The 17,759-nt window shown below is 37.3% G+C and carries 16 protein-coding genes; 9 read left to right on the top strand and 7 right to left on the bottom strand.

Annotation, left to right across the window (positions count from 1 at the left end):
- Positions 1 to 67: 67 nt before the first annotated feature.
- Entirely contained in the window at positions 68 to 1,165 is a 1,098-nt protein-coding gene (gene ychF / locus HMPREF0634_RS05745) for a redox-regulated ATPase YchF (protein WP_007789883.1), read from the bottom strand.
- 344 nt (positions 1,166 to 1,509) lie between these two features.
- Between ychF and HMPREF0634_RS05740 the strand changes: the two genes are divergently transcribed.
- On the top strand, positions 1,510 to 2,022 hold the full coding sequence (locus HMPREF0634_RS05740) for an RNA polymerase sigma factor (RefSeq protein WP_007789775.1): 513 nt from the start codon (positions 1,510 to 1,512) through the stop codon (positions 2,020 to 2,022).
- Positions 2,009 to 3,490, top strand: coding sequence for a hypothetical protein (locus HMPREF0634_RS05735; RefSeq protein ID WP_040565810.1), 1,482 nt, complete (start codon positions 2,009 to 2,011; stop codon positions 3,488 to 3,490). Before HMPREF0634_RS05740 ends, HMPREF0634_RS05735 begins: the two co-directional genes overlap by 14 nt.
- 139 nt (positions 3,491 to 3,629) lie before the next feature.
- Here the strand turns inward: HMPREF0634_RS05735 and HMPREF0634_RS05730 are convergent, their stop codons facing one another.
- The 3 genes from HMPREF0634_RS05730 to HMPREF0634_RS05720 are packed head-to-tail and all read right to left on the bottom strand — an operon-like array spanning position 3,630 to position 7,103.
- Positions 3,630 to 5,117 carry a UDP-N-acetylmuramoyl-L-alanyl-D-glutamate--2,6-diaminopimelate ligase gene (locus HMPREF0634_RS05730; protein ID WP_007789830.1) on the bottom strand — a complete coding sequence of 496 codons (1,488 nt, stop codon included), beginning with the start codon at positions 5,115 to 5,117 and terminating at the stop codon, positions 3,630 to 3,632.
- A gap of 25 nt (positions 5,118 to 5,142) precedes the next feature.
- Positions 5,143 to 5,862: a cysteate racemase gene (gene cuyB / locus HMPREF0634_RS05725; RefSeq protein ID WP_007789885.1), complete on the bottom strand. Its 720-nt coding sequence runs from the start codon at positions 5,860 to 5,862 to the stop codon at positions 5,143 to 5,145.
- 23 nt (positions 5,863 to 5,885) lie between these two features.
- Positions 5,886 to 7,103, bottom strand: coding sequence for a carboxylate--amine ligase (locus HMPREF0634_RS05720; protein WP_007789780.1), 1,218 nt, complete (start codon positions 7,101 to 7,103; stop codon positions 5,886 to 5,888).
- A gap of 364 nt (positions 7,104 to 7,467) precedes the next feature.
- Here HMPREF0634_RS05720 and HMPREF0634_RS05715 point away from each other — a divergent pair, with 364 nt between their 5' ends.
- Positions 7,468 to 7,770, top strand: a complete 303-nt coding sequence (locus HMPREF0634_RS05715) for a hypothetical protein (protein WP_165480192.1) — start codon at positions 7,468 to 7,470, stop codon at positions 7,768 to 7,770.
- An 87-nt stretch (positions 7,771 to 7,857) separates the two neighbouring features.
- Here the strand turns inward: HMPREF0634_RS05715 and HMPREF0634_RS05710 are convergent, their stop codons facing one another.
- On the bottom strand, positions 7,858 to 8,649 hold the full coding sequence (locus HMPREF0634_RS05710; RefSeq protein WP_007789823.1) for a putative ABC transporter permease: 792 nt from the start codon (positions 8,647 to 8,649) through the stop codon (positions 7,858 to 7,860).
- 157 nt (positions 8,650 to 8,806) lie between these two features.
- Between HMPREF0634_RS05710 and HMPREF0634_RS05705 the strand changes: the two genes are divergently transcribed.
- Together HMPREF0634_RS05705 and HMPREF0634_RS05700 are read left to right on the top strand one after the other, a co-directional pair.
- Positions 8,807 to 9,988, top strand: a complete 1,182-nt coding sequence (locus HMPREF0634_RS05705) for a cation diffusion facilitator family transporter (protein ID WP_007789854.1) — start codon at positions 8,807 to 8,809, stop codon at positions 9,986 to 9,988.
- 75 nt (positions 9,989 to 10,063) lie between these two features.
- A complete protein-coding gene (locus HMPREF0634_RS05700) occupies positions 10,064 to 10,666 on the top strand; it encodes a Maf family protein (protein ID WP_007789881.1) in 603 nt (200 codons plus the stop codon).
- A 117-nt stretch (positions 10,667 to 10,783) separates the two neighbouring features.
- Here HMPREF0634_RS05700 and HMPREF0634_RS05695 read toward each other — a convergent pair whose 3' ends face one another.
- Together HMPREF0634_RS05695 and fsa are read right to left on the bottom strand one after the other, a co-directional pair.
- On the bottom strand, positions 10,784 to 12,256 hold the full coding sequence (locus tag HMPREF0634_RS05695; protein ID WP_007789892.1) for a phosphohexomutase domain-containing protein: 1,473 nt from the start codon (positions 12,254 to 12,256) through the stop codon (positions 10,784 to 10,786).
- A gap of 21 nt (positions 12,257 to 12,277) precedes the next feature.
- Positions 12,278 to 12,928: a fructose-6-phosphate aldolase gene (gene fsa, locus HMPREF0634_RS05690; protein WP_007789857.1), complete on the bottom strand. Its 651-nt coding sequence runs from the start codon at positions 12,926 to 12,928 to the stop codon at positions 12,278 to 12,280.
- 382 nt (positions 12,929 to 13,310) lie between these two features.
- Here fsa and HMPREF0634_RS05685 point away from each other — a divergent pair, with 382 nt between their 5' ends.
- The 4 genes from HMPREF0634_RS05685 to HMPREF0634_RS05670 all read left to right on the top strand — a co-directional run bounded on the left by HMPREF0634_RS05685 (position 13,311) and on the right by HMPREF0634_RS05670 (position 17,758).
- Positions 13,311 to 14,393 (top strand): efflux RND transporter periplasmic adaptor subunit, encoded by a 1,083-nt coding sequence (locus HMPREF0634_RS05685; RefSeq protein WP_007789828.1) that lies wholly within the window; start codon positions 13,311 to 13,313, stop codon positions 14,391 to 14,393.
- A gap of 21 nt (positions 14,394 to 14,414) precedes the next feature.
- On the top strand, positions 14,415 to 15,089 hold the full coding sequence (locus HMPREF0634_RS05680) for an ABC transporter ATP-binding protein (protein ID WP_040565809.1): 675 nt from the start codon (positions 14,415 to 14,417) through the stop codon (positions 15,087 to 15,089).
- Position 15,090: 1 nt separating this feature from the next.
- Positions 15,091 to 16,335 carry an ABC transporter permease gene (locus HMPREF0634_RS05675; RefSeq protein WP_007789842.1) on the top strand — a complete coding sequence of 415 codons (1,245 nt, stop codon included), beginning with the start codon at positions 15,091 to 15,093 and terminating at the stop codon, positions 16,333 to 16,335.
- A gap of 148 nt (positions 16,336 to 16,483) precedes the next feature.
- The gene (locus HMPREF0634_RS05670) at positions 16,484 to 17,758 is read left to right on the top strand and encodes a dihydroorotase (protein ID WP_007789835.1); all 1,275 of its coding nucleotides are present in this window, start codon (positions 16,484 to 16,486) and stop codon (positions 17,756 to 17,758) included.
- The last annotated feature ends 1 nt before the right edge of the window (position 17,759 follow it).

Raw genomic sequence — 17,759 nt, 5'->3', positions numbered from 1 at the left:
ATCCCCTTATTATTTTTACCTGATTCTTATTTTTTCTAGCTCTAAACTAGATATATTTCAATGAATCTTATACATTAAACTTAAATAGTATAACGTCCCCATCTTTTACTATGTAGTCCTTACCCTCAAGCCTTACCAGACCCTTTTCCTTGGCTGCAGACATAGTTCCATGCTCTATTAGGGCATCATAGGCTATAGTCTCCGCCTTTATGAAGCCTCTCTCAATGTCAGAGTGAATCTTGCCACCTGCCTGAGGGGCCTTTGTACCATTCTTTATAGTCCATGCCCTAACTTCCTGCTCACCAGCAGTAAGGAAAGAAATTAAACCTAATAGGTGGTAAGAAGACTTGATCAACTTGTCTAAGCCAGATTGTGATAAGCCCAGAGTTTCTAGGAATTCCAACTTTTCCTCTTCAGTTTCCAATTCTGATATTTCAGCTTCAATCTGGGCACAGATTACAACCACCTCAGAATTTTCAGTTGCAGCAAATTCCCTGACAGCCTTGACCATCTCATTGTTGGCTCCATCATCAGCCAGATCATCTTCAGATACATTTGACACATATATTACCGGCTTTGAACTAAGTAGGTCCAGTGACCTTACAAAAGCCCAATCATCATCTGACAGGTCCATTGTCCTTATGCTCTTGCCATCTTCAAGGGTAGCCTTAACCTGGTTAAGTATGTCTAACTCTCCCTGTAGGGTCTTGTCAGCCTTTAGGGCCTTAGTAGTTTTGGCTATTCTCCTGTCCAATATTTCCATATCTGAAAAGATCAACTCAAGGTTGATAGTTTCTATATCCCTCAAGGAATTTATAGAACCATCAACATGGACTACGTTTGAATCTTCAAAACACCTTACTACATGAACTATGGCATCTACTTCCCTAATATTGGAAAGGAACTTGTTTCCAAGACCTTCACCCTTAGATGCCCCCTTGACTAGACCAGCTATATCGACAAACTCTATAGCAGTCTGAACTATCTTCTTAGAATTGTACAGGTCTTTTAACTTGTTCAATCTATTATCAGGAACTGATACCACACCCACATTTGGATCTATAGTACAAAACGGGTAGTTGGCAGATTCAGCCCCTGCCTGCGTAATTGCATTAAAAAGCGTACTCTTACCTACATTTGGTAAGCCTACTATACCTAATTTCATAATTAAACCTCCGAAATATATTCTTAGCAATCAAATATATTGCCGAAAAACCTATTTTTCATGCAATATATTTGTTAAATTACATTATTTAACATCCTATATTATAACCTAAAAGAGCCTTAAAATCAATCAAATGGGCATAAAATACATATTCAAACAAGTATATATATAGACACCCGACTCACCTTAAAATAAAACCTATTAAATAGTGTCACAAACCCCTCCTCCCTGTGTTATATTTATATAAAGAAAATTTACTTAAGTGAATTTCTCAAACTAGCTTTAAGCAAAATTATATGGGTTTAAGTAATTACTGGGCTAGCACCATCTTCAAGGAGGTATATATGAAGAACACGGACTTTGAACAGATATACAAAAAATATCATAAGAACCTGCTCGTATATGCCCTTTCCCTTTGTGGTGACTACGAGCTTGCCCAGTCTTTAGTACAGGTTACCTTCGCCAAGGCCTACCTTTCATATAGGGAGGGTGGTAGCCTAAAGTTTTGGCTGTCTAAGGTTCTTAAAAATGAGTTTATAAACCACATACGGCATAGTTCACGTTATGTAGATGACCCTGACCTAATATTTGAGCGTTTATCTGGACCAGATAACCCTTTGGATATCCTTATAAAAGAGGAGAGTATGAGAGAGGTTGCCCACGGCATCACCCTCTTACCTAAAAATTATAGGGTTGTCCTCATGTACACCATATATATGCAGCTCAAGGATGAGGAAATTGCCGATATTATGAACACCAGCCCTGCCAACATTAGAAAGATTAGGTCCAGGGCCCGTCAAAGACTAAAGGAAATTTTAATTGAAAGAAAATGGGGTGATAAGTATGAAGAAGATTGATAAAAATATTATTGATACTGATACTAGTAATACCACAAATGCTGATATGGAAAATATAGGCAAATCAAGTATTGATATAGATAATCTTGATAATGATATAGTTGAGAAGAGTCCTATTAATAATGATTATACTGACAAGACTTCTTATAATCCTGGGGGAAAGTCTATAGACCATGCTATCGAAAGTTTTGAAGACTTTTTTAGGTCAGACCCTGACCAAATGGAATTGGAAGCCAAAATGGAAAAACTTATTGATAAGGAAATCAAAAAAAGGATAGCAAGGACTACCAGGTCTGTCCTCCTAAAGACGGCTATACTTCTTGTGGCCCTTCTCTTTATAATCAACCCCATAGTAAAGTCCTTTTATCCAGACTTCTACACTATGGCTAATAGCGAGGAAAAAAACAAGCCCCTATGGACCCAGGTGAAAAATAGGTATCTTAGTCCCCTGCTTTATGGTAACGATAGAAATTATACCAGTCAGTACAATGACCTGGCCAATATGGTCCACTCATTCTATGCAACCAGTGATCCTACCAGACTACTAATTAATTTGGATGTTGTTGATAGACAGTTCGGGTCCTACGAGTTTTACCTTGATACAGGTAACTATTATGATGGATCAGTCGCTGGTGGAGATATTGATTTAGAAATTATCTATAAAAGAGGCAAAAAAACTCTTGATTACAGCAAATATGGAGCTAGTATTAATGCAAATTTGTATGGTAGCTTCCCTGATAAAAAGGACTTGATAGAAGAGGTCAAAAAGCTACCAGATTCAGCATATATTTTCGCCTCTGTGGGTAGCAAGAATTTAATTTCTATAGCTAACCTTTTAAAAGACTTTGATAAAAACTTCGATATACGGCCGTTTTGGCTACGAGTAGTCGACCCAGCTAGCTACGACTTGATACAAAAGTCACCGGATGGGACAGACCTTACTTTCCTTCCTGGCGATCCATACGACCACTACCTTGAGTTAGGTATAAACCCTAGTGCTCATTACCAGATTAAGAAGAAAACTCTTAAGGATAAGGTTACTGGTGAAACCTATACGGATGTAGATTCTAAGACATTAAATAAGGATATTGACAAGTTAAGTAAGGACCAGCTAAGAAAAAAGCTGAAGAATGTTTATATGGCTAACCTTGACTTAATAGATAAGAATAGGGATATATTTGTAGCTTTCAAGGAGATTGTTACTACCAGATCAAGAATGGACCAGACTTCTATAGCCATCGGTTCTCTCTCAAATTTTACTGGTAAAAAGGACACGTACGAATATGGGAAAATTATACCTGATGACTTTGATATATACAAGAGGGATATAGGCAAGCAGGATGACCTAAAGACCAACCTCTTTACTATCTACCTAAGTAAAGACCAGTTTTTGAAGCTCCTAAATGAAGATTGGGTATTTTCAGCAAATGTTATCAACTGTAAGTTTTCTAACTTTACTAGCAAGTAGGCTGCAATATAAAAGCTATAGAAAATATATAAATAAAGATAAAAGAAGGGCTACACACTCATACTATACAGGTGTGTAGCCTCTCTTATATTTATTATCCATTGGCTATTATTATAGCCCCTATCATTCAACTAGTCTCTTAGGAATCCTGTCTATCCTTTACTATCTCGATAGCCTTTAGGACCTCTGCCTTTTCATCATAAAAGACCCTTTCACCATGTATTATCTGGTACTTTTCATGACCCTTGCCTGCCACTATGACCATGTCACCCGGCTGGGCAATTTCTATTCCCTTTAGGATAGCCTGGGACCTGTCAACTATCTTTAGGACCTGACACTTAGAATCTACAAAGGACTCCTCAATATCATTGATAATATTCATTGGATCTTCATCATCTGGGTTGTCTGTAGTCAGGATTGATATATCACACAGCTTGGCTGCAACGTCTCCTAACTCCTTCCTACGTAGGACCGACCTTCCACCGATTGAACCAAATACGCATATAAGCCTTCTTGGCTTGTACTTTAGTAGGGTTTCTAGAACATTTTCCAGGCTAACACCATTATGGGCATAGTCTAGGACTACAGTTATATCAGGTATTGATGGTATAACCTCTACCCTACCATCCACTTGAGCTGTAGCCAAGGCTGATAGCATCTTGTCCTTATCTATCCCCAGGTAATTTGCGGTAGCTATCACCGCCAAGGCATTGTATACACTAAATTCACCTGGTGATGCTATATGGGTCTGGCTAGCCTGTCCATCCCTTATATACTTGAAATCTACACCCAGGCTGGTTTTAGTCCTAGTCAGGCTGATATCCTCCGCCCTATAATCACTAGGTTTTTTTATAGAAAAAGTTTCTATATCACAGGTAGCCTTGTCAATCATATATGAAGCATGGTCGTCATCAATATTGATAATACCATGCCTGCATAGGGAAAATAGTCTGGACTTACAATCCCTATAGTCTTCAAAAGTAGGATGTTCCTTAGGTCCTATATGGTCCGGTGATAGGTTGGTATATATACCAATATCAAAGTCAACATGGTTGACCCTTTCCATCATTAGGCCTCCTGAAGATACCTCCATGGCAACACACTTGACCCCCGCATCTACCATCTCCCTAATAGTCTTGTGGAGCTCATATGATTCAGGTGTAGTATTTATAGTCTTACCTTCATAGTCATTGTAGAAGACCCCATTTGTTCCTATTACACCTGTGTTTAGGCCTGACTTAGTCAAGACTGATTTCAGATAATTAGTGATTGTAGTCTTGCCCTTGGTACCAGTTACACCTATTACCTTTAATTCTTTAGAAGGATTTCCAAAAAAGTTGGCTGATATATGAGATAGGCAGTTCCTACTGTCATCTACTATTATCATAATGGCATCCTCTGCCAGGTCCATATTATCATTTACTACAAATGCCCTACAACCCTTTTGGTAGGCTGAGTCTACATACTTATGTCCGTCTACTGTTTCTCCCTTGATGGCTACAAATATCCCATTTTTTCTTGCCTTTCTGGAATCGTAGCATATGTTGTCTATCTCACATTCTTTTAGCTGGTCCATATCCCTGTTTGAAATATATTCCAGGCCTGTGAGTAATTCACTAAGTTTCATTTAGTCCACCCCTATTTCTATCAACCTAGATTTGATAGTCTTCTTTTAGTTTTCTACCTGCCTTCAATATGGTTGTCATGGCCAGGACTTCTGAAGAATCTACAAAAAAGTCGTTTGGCAGTTTTTCATCCTTTTTTATAATAGATAATTCTGTACAGCCAAGTATGGCGCAATCACATCCCTCAGCCTTTAATACCTCTATAATCTTGTTAAACTGGTCCATATCGGCCTTCTTGCCTGCCTTTACCTGGTTGTATATTATGTCCATTACCATATCCTGAACTTGTTGAGTCGGTACATAGTAGTCCATAGACTGGGCTACACACATATCTTGATAAAGGCCTGTCCTAATATTTCCAGTCGTAGCTAGTATACCTATCTTCCTGTGGCCCTGCTTTTTAGCATGGACAACTGTTTCTTCTATCATATTTATCAGGGGTACACCAAGTCCTTCTACTATATCCTTGTAGAAGTAATGGGCTGTATTACAGGTTAGGACAAGGAAGTCGGCCCCTGCTGCTTCTAACCTCTTGGCATCACTGGATATATATTCAAGAGGACTAGCATCTGAAGAACCTATAATATAGGCAGTCCTGTCAGGCGTAGTTGCCCTATTCATTATTATCATGTCCAGGTGGTCCTGGTCTCTCCTGGCATCTGTCATTTCAACTACCATATCGTAGAAGTAGACAGTTGCCATTGGGCCTAGACCCCCCAATACACCTACTGTTATATCTTTTGTCATATTATTCTCCATTTATATTTTAGCTAGTATTTTTTACAATACTTGTTGAATTTCTTTTTCTGGTTTAAGCCATACAAGAAGAGGTAAAGTCTCCTCTTGAAGTTGCCCTTTAGGTCATAGTCATAGCCAAATGAGCTGGCTGATTTACCCTGGGCTACAAGGTCCTTACACTTCTTGACCAATGACTTGTCCTTAACAAAGGCATATACTACTGAATTTGGTATTACATGCCAGTAGAATGGGTTCTTTTGAATTTTTAGGTCCATTTCCTTATTGTATATCTTGTCTTCTACTACATACCTAGCTATATTATTACCACTAGATGTCACATAGAAGTTACTCCTACCCTGTCTTAGGTTGATTTCAAATACCTTAAACTTGCCATCCCTGTCATCATACTTGATATCAAAGTTAGAAAAACCTACATAACCTATTTTTTCCAGGAAAGTCTTATACTTTTCCATCAATTCTTCTTCATATTCTGTTATAATAGCTGCATGGTTGCCTATCCCCTTAGGTGTATGTTCTTCTAATAGGACGTGGCCTAGGCACATCATCTTTACCTTGGCATTCTGGTCTGAATAACAAGTCAATACCCTCATGTGGTCGTCTTCTCCAGGTATAAAGTCCTGGACAATCATGCTTTTCTCATAACCATGTGAATATACATCAGATATTATCTGGTTAAATTCCTCTTCACTGTGGGCTACATAGGCCTTGTTCATACCCTCAAATGGATTTTGGAAAAAGGATATACTATCAGAGGCCTTTACTATGACCGGATACATAAAGCCAAAGTCCCTAGTCTGGTCTCCCTTATTGTATATGTAAGTCTTTGGATAGTCCAAACCATACTCTTCACATACAGCATAAAAGGATTCCTTCTCAACCAACCTATTCTTAAGGTCTGCATCTATATATGGAAGGACAAAGGCATCCTTTAATTGGTCTTTTCTATCTATTATCAATTCTGCATATTCATCCGTACATCCCATAAGGATAAGTTTCACATCTGCCGGATGTTTTTTTGCCTCATCCAATAGTATGTTGACAAACTTGTCTGGGTCTGTGATGTCTGGTGTCACCCTGAAGTCTATTATCTTGCTGTCCTTAGTTGCTCCTAGGTAGTACCTACCAAAAGCTATTGACTTTAGCCCATATTCCTCGTGAAATGCCCTTGCAACACTATAGCAATTCAGGTCACCACCACATAAGATTGGTTGTATTTTTATATTTTCCATTATCTACACCTCGTTTATTATTAATCTAATTTAAATTCAGTTAAAATTCCGTCTATAGTTCATATACATGATTTATTATTCATATACACGGTAATTACTAGGTCATATTTACAATAAATATAATAACTTAAAATAGTATTATATGCAAGGTTTCTAGGCCTAAAATGGTCAAATATCCCTACTTTATTATAGATATACTACACGCATCATAGTCCTTCTAGTATAGGTAAATCAATATTCCAGTCCTATCGCCAAGCCTTGGATAACAAATAATCCTCATAAAACACCCTTTTAGAATAGCTTAAAGCCCTGCCTCATAGGTGATTTACTGGCTTTAGAATTAATTATTGTACTTGACTCCTATATGCATATGTCATCTGGAGCCGCCCTAATCACTATAGCAGATTCTGATAACTCTATTATCTATGTACCAGGAGCAAATGCTTGTGTTGACGCTGCCTATGTAAAGTCCCACAAGGATGCTAATGTCGCCCAGCTAGAAGGTGTTCCTGGAGCATCTGCTACAAATGAAAGAGGTAAGGGTTTCAGGAACCTTGCAGACAAGGACCTAAAAATAGTTAGTTCGCAGTCAGCAGAATTTGACTACTTTGCTGGTAAGACAGTAGATGCCAAGATTGCTTCACCATTAAAGTTGATTGTAAAATAAGTCTTTAATCCAGTCCTTAGTATTTAAAATAAAGAGGGGTTGAACTCCTATCAATATGGTAGAAGGTCTAACCCCTTTTATTTATGCCTACTTCTCACCTAGTTTATGCCTATTTTTTTGTTTTGACTGCCATTCTTCAAACCTTTCTCTTAACTCGCTAAAGGCTTCTATATACCTCTCCTCTCTCATACTTGGGAAGGCCCTAAAGATTCTTCTTTCTCTTGCAGTAAACTTAGATAGCAATTCAGCCTTGTCCATAACATTGAGGGTCCTGTCTGCCACTTCTGCCCCGACCTTATCACTGATCTTATAAAGGTCTTCTCGCATCTCACTCAATAGCTTCAGCTTTTTATTAAACTTTAGTATAGCCTGAACTGTAGATATAAAGTCGACAATAAATATAATTACAAATACAATGTCTAGACCAATCAATAATTTAAAGGGAATCAATGATACTACATTGACTATACTAGAATGTACATCCCTTATAAGTATTAGGCCTCCTGCCCCCCAATATAGGAGGAATTCCAGACAAACATAACCTCCCAAATTAAATTTATTGTCTGAGTAGTCCCACCACCTCTTGTGGAAGCACTTGTCTAAAATAAAGCCTGCTATATATTCCAGGAAGGTACAAATAAAGGCCGACCCAAAAAATAAAATCAGGATATTATCCTTGACGGGAAATAGTATATAGGCAAGCACAACCGAACCAAAACCATATATGGGGCATATAACCCCTGCCAGCATACCCCTATTGACAAACTTCCCCTGCTTTACAACATGGTAGACTACTTCTAGTAACCAGCCTATAAATGCATATATAAAAAAATAAAGAATCCATATGAAAATTTGTTTATTGTCAAGTAATAAATTCATATTTACCTCCTTAAGTCAAACTCTTAGATACATTATACATTAAATATATATTTTAGACCAATCTTTCTAAAAATCCTGTTATTTATATGAAAAAAGTGGTATTATATATATTAGGTTGTTATCAATCGATAATCTAATGATAAAGGGAGGTTATAAAATGAAAAAAATTGACATAGATAAGACAGATAAAACAGAGTTTACTAGTTCTAAACAGATAGAAAATACTAGTTCAAAACAAACAGATAATAGGGAAAAGAAAATATTGAGAACGTCTATAATAGGTATTATAGTTAATATAGGCCTGGCCATAACTAAAATTATACTGGGTACTATTACAAACTCTATAGCTATTACTTCAGATGCAATGAATAACTTGACTGACTCCTCATCCTCAATCATCACCATTGTTGGCACAAAAATATCATCAAAAAAGGAAGATGAAAAACACCCCTTTGGTCATGGTAGGATTGAATACCTTACAAGTATGGTTATAGGAATCATAGTTATAGTTACAGGTATACAGGTATTTATTTCATCTATTGATGATATATTTAACCCTGCCCATACCAACTACACTAACTTGAGCTTGATTATAATGGTCTTGACAATAGTCACTAAAATAGTCTTGGGTACTTATACCGAAAATCTTGGTAAAAAAGTAGATTCCGGGGCCCTTATAGGCTCAGGAAAGGATGCCAAAAACGATGCGATAATTACCAGTCTTGCAGTCATCTCTGCCCTGGTAAATATATACTATAATATTCAACTAGAAGCCTATGCCAGCATAATAATCGCTATTTTTATTGTAAAAACTGGTATAGATATACTTATGGAGTCTATCAATAAAATTCTTGGAATAAAAATAGACCCTGCTACAACAAGTGAAATAAGGAAGATGGTCAAGTCCCAGGATGGTATACTAGGTGCTCATGACCTTATTATACATAACTATGGCCCAGTCTACAATTTGGGGTCAATAAATGTTGAATTGGATCATGAAACCCAAGTGGGAGACATATATCCAACCATTCATAAACTGCAAATGGATATTTACAAGAAATTTAATGTATATCTTACTTTTGGTTTCTATTCAGTAAATGAAAACCACGAGGTGGCCAAGCCTCTCATGGATATAGTAAATAACTATATTTATGAAAATTCTCACTGCCTTGGATATCATGGCCTATACATAGACGAAGAAAGCAAGGCCATATACTTTGACCTATTGTTGGATTATTCTGTTGACCAGGACCAAGTAAGAGACCATGTCAAAGAGCTTGTAAAGAAAAAATATCCAGGATATAATGTAAACATAAATATAGATACTAAATTTGTATAAATACCGACATATAAAGATTCTTGATTGTTTTTTTAAGTGAATCTTTATATGCCAGATTTCCAGAAAGGACAGAATATGAGTAAAATTATACTTGCAAGCAAGTCTCCTAGACGAATTGAACTCTTGAAAATGTGCAATATAAACTTTAATAGTCTTGTTGCAGATATAGACGAGGACCTTATAAAGTCGGATACATTAGCCACTTTTAAAGAAGAAAATACCTTTGAACAGGCAGAAATACTTACAAAGAAGTTGGCCCATGAAAAGGCCCTTTATATCTATAAGGAAAATCCAGACCACCTGGTTATTGGGTCTGATACACTTGTTGTAACAGACAAGTCAATACTGGGTAAGCCAAAGGACCCCCAGGATGCCTATATTATGCTCAGGGAATTATCCGGTCAGGTCCATAGGGTCTATACAGGTGTAAGCATAATTGGTCCAGGATATGAGGATACCTTTGTAAGTATAGCCCAGGTCAAGTTCTATGACTTTGACCCAGCTATGGACCAGATTATCATAGACTATATAGCCAGTGGATCACCAATGGACAAGGCTGGTGGCTATGGTATACAGGATATGGGTGCCCTCTTGGTTGAGTATATAGAAGGTGATTATTATACAATTATGGGCCTTCCCCTTGGCCAGGTATATAGGAAATTGAAAAATTTAAAATAAATATTCTAATTATAAAAGTATTATCAAAAAAGTTGCCGTTCCTCTATTACTAGGCTTATACTAGTTATTAAAGAACGGCAACTTTTTTATCAATATAGAATTTACTTAATCAAAAATCTACTTAATCAAGGCAGATAACTTTTCATTAATCGTGTCACATCCACCCTTGATATCAGATTCAAAATTTATAACCAAAAGTGGTTCGTGTAGGGATGACCTCATCAAGAACCAGCCCTTTTCATCATAACAATCTACCCTAATTCCCTCATAGTTGTCGGCTACCTCAGCCCAACCATCGATGTCCTTTATTTTTTCAGATAGGGACTTTATCAGCTTGTTGGCATAGGACCTAAAATCTTTTTCTTCTATCTTAAGCCTTATTTCCTTATCTTCTAGGGCTTCATCTAAATCACTTATAAGCTGTCCTATATCCTGTGATTCCCTGTATAACTTGGCAGCCTTTACCAGAATTTTAGATATAAGATATGCTCCATCATCCAAGAAGTAGTTTTCCTTTATAGCAGCATGGCCAGATGTTTCTATGGCAAGGTGACTTTCCCTGCCTTCTTCATTTAGCCTTATAGCTTCATTGATAACATTCTTGTAACCCCTCTTAAACCTATGATGAATACCACCCCTGGCTTTGATGAACTTGGCCAAGCCATTTGAAGTTACCGAATCAGTAACTATAGTAGTTTGAGGATGTTCTTCTAGTATTATAGAAGATATTAGGGCTATCAGGGCATTTTTATTTATAGGTCTACCATCAGAACCCACTATCGCCGCCCTGTCGACGTCAGTATCAAATATTATACCCAAATCCCCTTTATTATCGAGTGTAGCCTGGCATATACTGGCCATTGCCTCCTTGTTTTCAGGATTTGGTATATGGTTAGGGAACATACCATCCGGATTTAAGAACTGGCTACCTTGGGTATCTGCACCAAGTCTGGCCAATACCTTGTCAGCAAAAAATCCTCCTGCCCCATTACCAGCATCGACAATTATCTTCATACCTGCTAGGGGTTTTTCATAGTTTTCAGGACTATCTACCCCTGCCCTAATCTTGTCAACTAGGATTTGGGCATAGTCTTCTATTAGGTCTTTCTCTATTAGGTTTCCCTTAGAATTTCCATCTACAAAGTTACCTGCTACACAAATATCTATTACATCTTTTAAATCAGACTTTTCTAGGCAGCCTTGGCTAGTGAACATCTTAAGTCCATTATAGACATATGGCATGTGACTGGCTGTGAACATTATAGCCCCATCACACTTATATCCATCGATTATAGTAGACATAAACATGGCTGGTGTAGTTGCCATACCACAATCTACTACATCTACCCCTATTTCAGTCAAGGCTTCTACGCAGGCCTGCCTAAAGTCAGGACCTGTCAACCTGGAGTCAGTACCTATAGAAATTTTTATATGGTCCTTCTTGTCCTTATCTATAATCCATGTAGCAAAGCCACGAACTAAGTTCTTGACATCCTCTCTTGTAAGGGTTATTTCCATGTCAGACTTGTCATCCTTGTAGGCAACACCCCTTATATCTGTACCATTTTGCAATGAATACAACTTATCCAATCTCTCCACCTCCAGTGACTATTAAATATTCAATGAAGCTTTTTCAGCATCCTTTATAAAGGCTTCAATACCCCTGTCAGTTAGAGGATGGTTAATCATCTGCATGATTACCTTGTATGGAACTGTAGCAATATCAGCCCCCATCTTTGCAGCTTCAATAACATGTAGTGGGTTTCTAACGCTAGCCACGATTATTTCTGTTGGTATGTAACTAGCCTCAAATATTTCTGTTATTTCTTCTATTAGCCTTAAACCATCAAAAGAAATGTCATCCAACCTACCTACAAAAGGACTTACATAGCTAGCTCCTGCCCTGGCAGCAAGTAGTGCCTGTGATGCTGAAAAAATTAAAGTTACATTAGTGCGTATGCCTTTTTCACTAAGGTCCTTAACTGCCTTTAAGCCTTCAGCACACATAGGTATCTTTATAACTATATTATCATGAATAGCAGCAAGCTTTTCAGCCTCTTCTATCATCTGCTTGTGGTCCATGCTCAATACTTCTGCACTGATTGGTCCGTCTACTATAGTAGTTATTTCATTTACAACTTCTGTAAAGTCCCTGCCCTCTTTAGCTATAAGAGAAGGGTTAGTTGTTACACCACAAACTACTCCTAGGTCGTTAGCTTCCTTTATTTCATCAATGTTAGCTGTGTCAATAAAAAATCTCATCTTTTGCCTCCTTAAAATTTTTAAAATTTTGTATTCACCTTGTATTATATATTATGCCATATACTTTTTCTAGCCCTTTTATAACATCTACCTTAATTTAAGCTTCTATCAAGAAATAACCTTTAAAATCTATTAAAAAAATATTTTAAAAACTTTAAACTACTATAACTTTTTTTCATAAAAAATTCACTGTATTTTTTTCTAAAAATATAAAGTGTAACATATGTCTTGACAACTAAGAAAAAAATATAAAGTGGACCCATATTTTACATTGCAATAATATCAATTTTCATGTAAAATATAGGTATGTATTGTGCAATTTTGCTTTAATATACAAATAAAAAAGATTAGATAGATTTTTAGAAATACTTTGGAGGTTAAAATGACATTTAAAAATAAAATAAAAGATGGATTTGCAAAGTTAAAGTCCAATAGAAAAATGCAAATCTATGTAGGTGTAGCTGCTGTTGTAGTTATAATTGCCATTGGTGGCCTTATAATCTACAACAATACTAAGCATAGTGCAACTCCAGTTGTTCAGACTTATACTATACCTGAAAACGAAAAAATATTTATAAACGGGATTATCGTCCCTAAGCAGAGCAAGGAAATTCCTGGCCCAGCCAATGGTTCTAACCCAGATATAAGGGTAACTAATGGCCAGAATGTAAAATCAGGGGACGTGCTATATATAGTTAAGGATGAAGCGGCTATACAAGAAATAGCCTCTATCAAAACTCAGATTAGTAACCTAATCAATGAAAAGAGAGCTCTACAGGCTGGTGACCCTGGTTTGGTTTCAATAAACAACCAGATAGCAACCTTGAATACTAGCCTATCCACTGCTAATGCCAAGGCCTATACAAAGGTAAAGGCACCTTTTGATGGAAAGGTCTACCTAAATAACTCTGCTCCTTCTAGTGGGTCTGATACTGGTGCCAATGCTGCTGCCCTTATGACAGTCCAGTCTACGGACTATGTAATGAATGGTCAGATTAGTGAACAGGACCTTAGTAAGATAAAAAAGGATATGACAGCTGATGTTACTATCCTGGCTTCAGGAGATACTGTAAAGGGTCGTATCAATTATATATCTGAAAGGCCACAGCTTTCTTCTTCTACAGACCATGGAGATTCAGCAGCTGCCCTATCGCTATACAATGTTGTTTTGACTTTCGATACTCAGGAGGGTATAGTAAACGGCTACCATACTCAGGCTACAATAGAGGTTAATACTGACAAGTACAAGGTTCCAACTAAGGCTATTGTCAATAACGGAAGCGAAATATATGTCTTTACTGAAGTAGATGGTCACCTAAAGAAGGTCAATGTTGAAATCCTGTCTGATAGCGAAGACTACTCTATGGTTTCAGGAGACTTAAATGAAAATGATATTGTTGTTAAAAACCCTACTAAAACAATGAAGGATGGAGATCCAATCCCTTCTGACTTATCTAACAAGTAGCCAGAACCGAGGTTGAATAAAATGCAAATAAAATTAGACAATATACAGAAGTATTACAAAGTAGGGAAAGAAAAACTTCACATATTAAAAAGTCTTAGTCTAGAGATAGAAGAAGGCGAATTCATAATGATTATGGGTAAATCTGGTAGTGGTAAGACTACCCTGTTAAATGTACTAGGTTTCTTAGATAAGATTGACGAAGGTCAATATATATTTAATGATACTGATGTCAGTACCCTAAGTGAAAATAAGAGGTCCGAATATAGGGCTAGGTATGCCGGTTTTGTATTTCAGCAATTTAACCTTATAGATACTATTAATGTATATCAAAATATAGAGGTTCCCCTGATCTATGCCGGTGTAAAGGATAAAAATAAGAGAAAAGAATTAATATATGAAAAATTAGACCAGGTTGGTCTTACAGACAAGGCCTTGAGTTCCCCTAACCACCTGTCTGGTGGTCAGAAACAAAGGGTTGCTATTGCCAGGGCCCTGGTTAATAGTCCTAAGATAATATTTGCCGATGAACCTACAGGAGCACTAGATAGTGATACTGGTCGTGACATAATGGAATTATTATCTGACCTAAACAAGAAGGGAACTACTATAATCATGGTTACCCACGACCAGGATATGACAAAATATGCATCTAGGGTCATTACCCTAAAGGATGGTGCTTTTGTAGAGGAGGTTTAGAATGTTAACACTGTTAAAAAATTCAATAGAAAACCTCAAGGGACATAAATTACGTTTAATAGTAGCCTTTATCTGGATAATCACAGGTATTACTTCAGTTGTTTTTGTCAGTTCTGTTGGTAATGCCATGAGCCAGGTCTTTAAACAGTCTTTCCAAACAATAGACTCTAAGACAGCTATAGTATATTTCGATGCTTCCGATACAAATACCAGCGAAAATTTGTTGACACCATTTCAATCATCTGATCTACAAGAATTACAGACCGTAGAAGGTGTTGAGAAGATAAAAACTTCAAATAAACCCTTGGCAGAGATGATGACCTTTGGAGACGAGAATCTCTATAGTGGTAATGTATCATATTTTGACAAAAATACTAGTACTAGCTTTGCTTCTAGCTTAACCCATAAATATAAGCTTATTAAAGGTAGAGCTCTTAATGGTTCTGATACAGGCAAGAGGGTTGTTGTCATAGATACTTTTACAAAGGAAGAGTTATTCGGAGATAAGGACCCTATAGGCAAGGGTATCACAGTTGGCAAGTTAACCTTTGAAGTTGTTGGTATATGTGATGCTGATTCAGTATATGATCCTGTGGACAAGACTTTTAGAAAAAAAGGGGCCTTTGACAATGTTCCACCATATTCAGTCATACCAAATGATATGTATAACTTCCTGACTGGCAAGAATATTAAAACTGGTGGTATCAACCATATCAGTGTTACTGTAAAGGATGGATTTGACATACCAACTGTAGCTAAGGAAGTTGCAAATAAAATGGCAGAACTCCACCCTAAGCTAGAGGGTGAATATAAGGTGAGAGACCAGAACACTATCCAGAAGTCAACAGAAGCCATGACTAGGGGTATTGACAAGTTTGTCCTTGTCATAACAATAGTTGCCATGTTTGTTGGTGGTGTTGGTATTATGAATATCATGTACGTGTCTGTAATGGAAAGAAGCAAGGAAATAGGTATAAGAAGGGCCTTGGGAGCCAAACCTTCAACAATTATGTACCAGTTCCTGGTTGAGTCAGTCTTTATTACATCTTGTGGTGGTGTATTGGGTATAGTCATTGGTTATGCAGTTACTATATATTCCAAGAATATAATGCCTTTTAGGCCTATACCAAGTTTTAATAGTTTCCTATACTCTTTCTTGGCTATAGTAATAACAGGAATAATATTTGGACTAGTACCTGCCCACAAGGCCTCTAAGGTTGACCCAATAAAAATCATTTATAAGTAAATATGCAAAGAGATTGATCGAGTGATTAATCTCTTTTCTTATATAAAATCTTACTAATAGTTAAAAAATATTTTACTAAATTTTGCTTTTATTAATTTAAAAATATTCCTATGTTTAAGTAGGACTATAATATTCAAAGGAGGCTCTTATGAACAAAGTTTTAATAAAATCCGGAAAGTTAATAAACCCAGCCACAAATTTCGAGGAAATTGTAGATATATCTATAGAGGATGGCCTTATAAAGGAAATATCTCCAAGCATATCCTCTGACTACTTTGAGTATGACGATATAATAGATGCTAAGGGTATGGTTGTATCTCCTGGTTTAATCGACATCCACTCCCACTTTAGGGACCCGGGCTTTACCCACAAGGAAGACCTATTAAGTGGGGCTGAATCTGCTGCAGCAGGTGGCTATACGACTGTCATACTTATGGCAAATACCAACCCTAAAATTGACTCGGTCGAAAGTCTTAATTACGTTTTAGAAAAGGCCAAGGACTGCCCTATAAATATCCTACAGGAAGCTGCCCTAACTATTGACTTCAAAGATAAATTGGTCGATATGGACCTCCTACACAAGGCGGGAGCTGCTGGCTTTACCAATGATGGTGTCCCTGTCATGAATACTAAGACATTAAGAGATGCCATGCTAAAGGCAGCCCAACTAGATACTGTTATAGCCCTTCATGAGGAGGACAATAGCCTAATTGACAATCATGGTATAAATGCTGGCCCTATAGCGGAAAAACTAGGTTTAAAGGGGGCTCCTAGGGTATCCGAAGATATCATGGTGGCTAGAGACTGTATGCTGGCCCTTGAAACAGGCGCCTGCATTGATATACAGCATATTAGCTCTGGTAATGCAGTTGATTTTATCAGGTATGCCAAGTCTATAGGTGTAAAAGTCTTTGCCGAAGCTACTCCACACCACTTCACCCTAACTGAAGATGATGTTTTAGAGCATGGTGTATTGGCTAAGATGAATCCGCCACTTAGGTCGACTGAAGATAGGGAGAGAATAATCGCTGGCCTAATAGATGATACTATTGAAATAATCGCAACTGACCATGCCCCTCATACTGATAAGGAAAAAAATGTTGCCTTTACCAAGGCTCCTAGTGGAATTATTGGCCTGGAGACTGCCCTACCACTTGCTGTCACAGAGCTAGTAATGAAAAATCGCCTATCTATGATCCACATGTTGAGTAAGTTTACCTCTAACCCAGCCAGGTATTACAAGCTTGACAAGGGAAATATAGAGATCGGCAAGGTTGCAGATATATGTATTTTTGACCCAGACCAAGAATACAGGGTTAAGGGCTTTAAGTCAAAGTCTTCAAATTCTCCATTCCTAGGTCGTTCTTTATACGGCAAGGTCAAGTATACACTTGTAGCTGGAAAGATTGTCTACAAGGGATAGG

Source organism: Peptostreptococcus stomatis DSM 17678 (assembly GCF_000147675.1).
Lineage (GTDB): Bacteria > Bacillota > Clostridia > Peptostreptococcales > Peptostreptococcaceae > Peptostreptococcus > Peptostreptococcus stomatis.
This window is presented reverse-complemented; position numbering and strand designations above follow the sequence as displayed.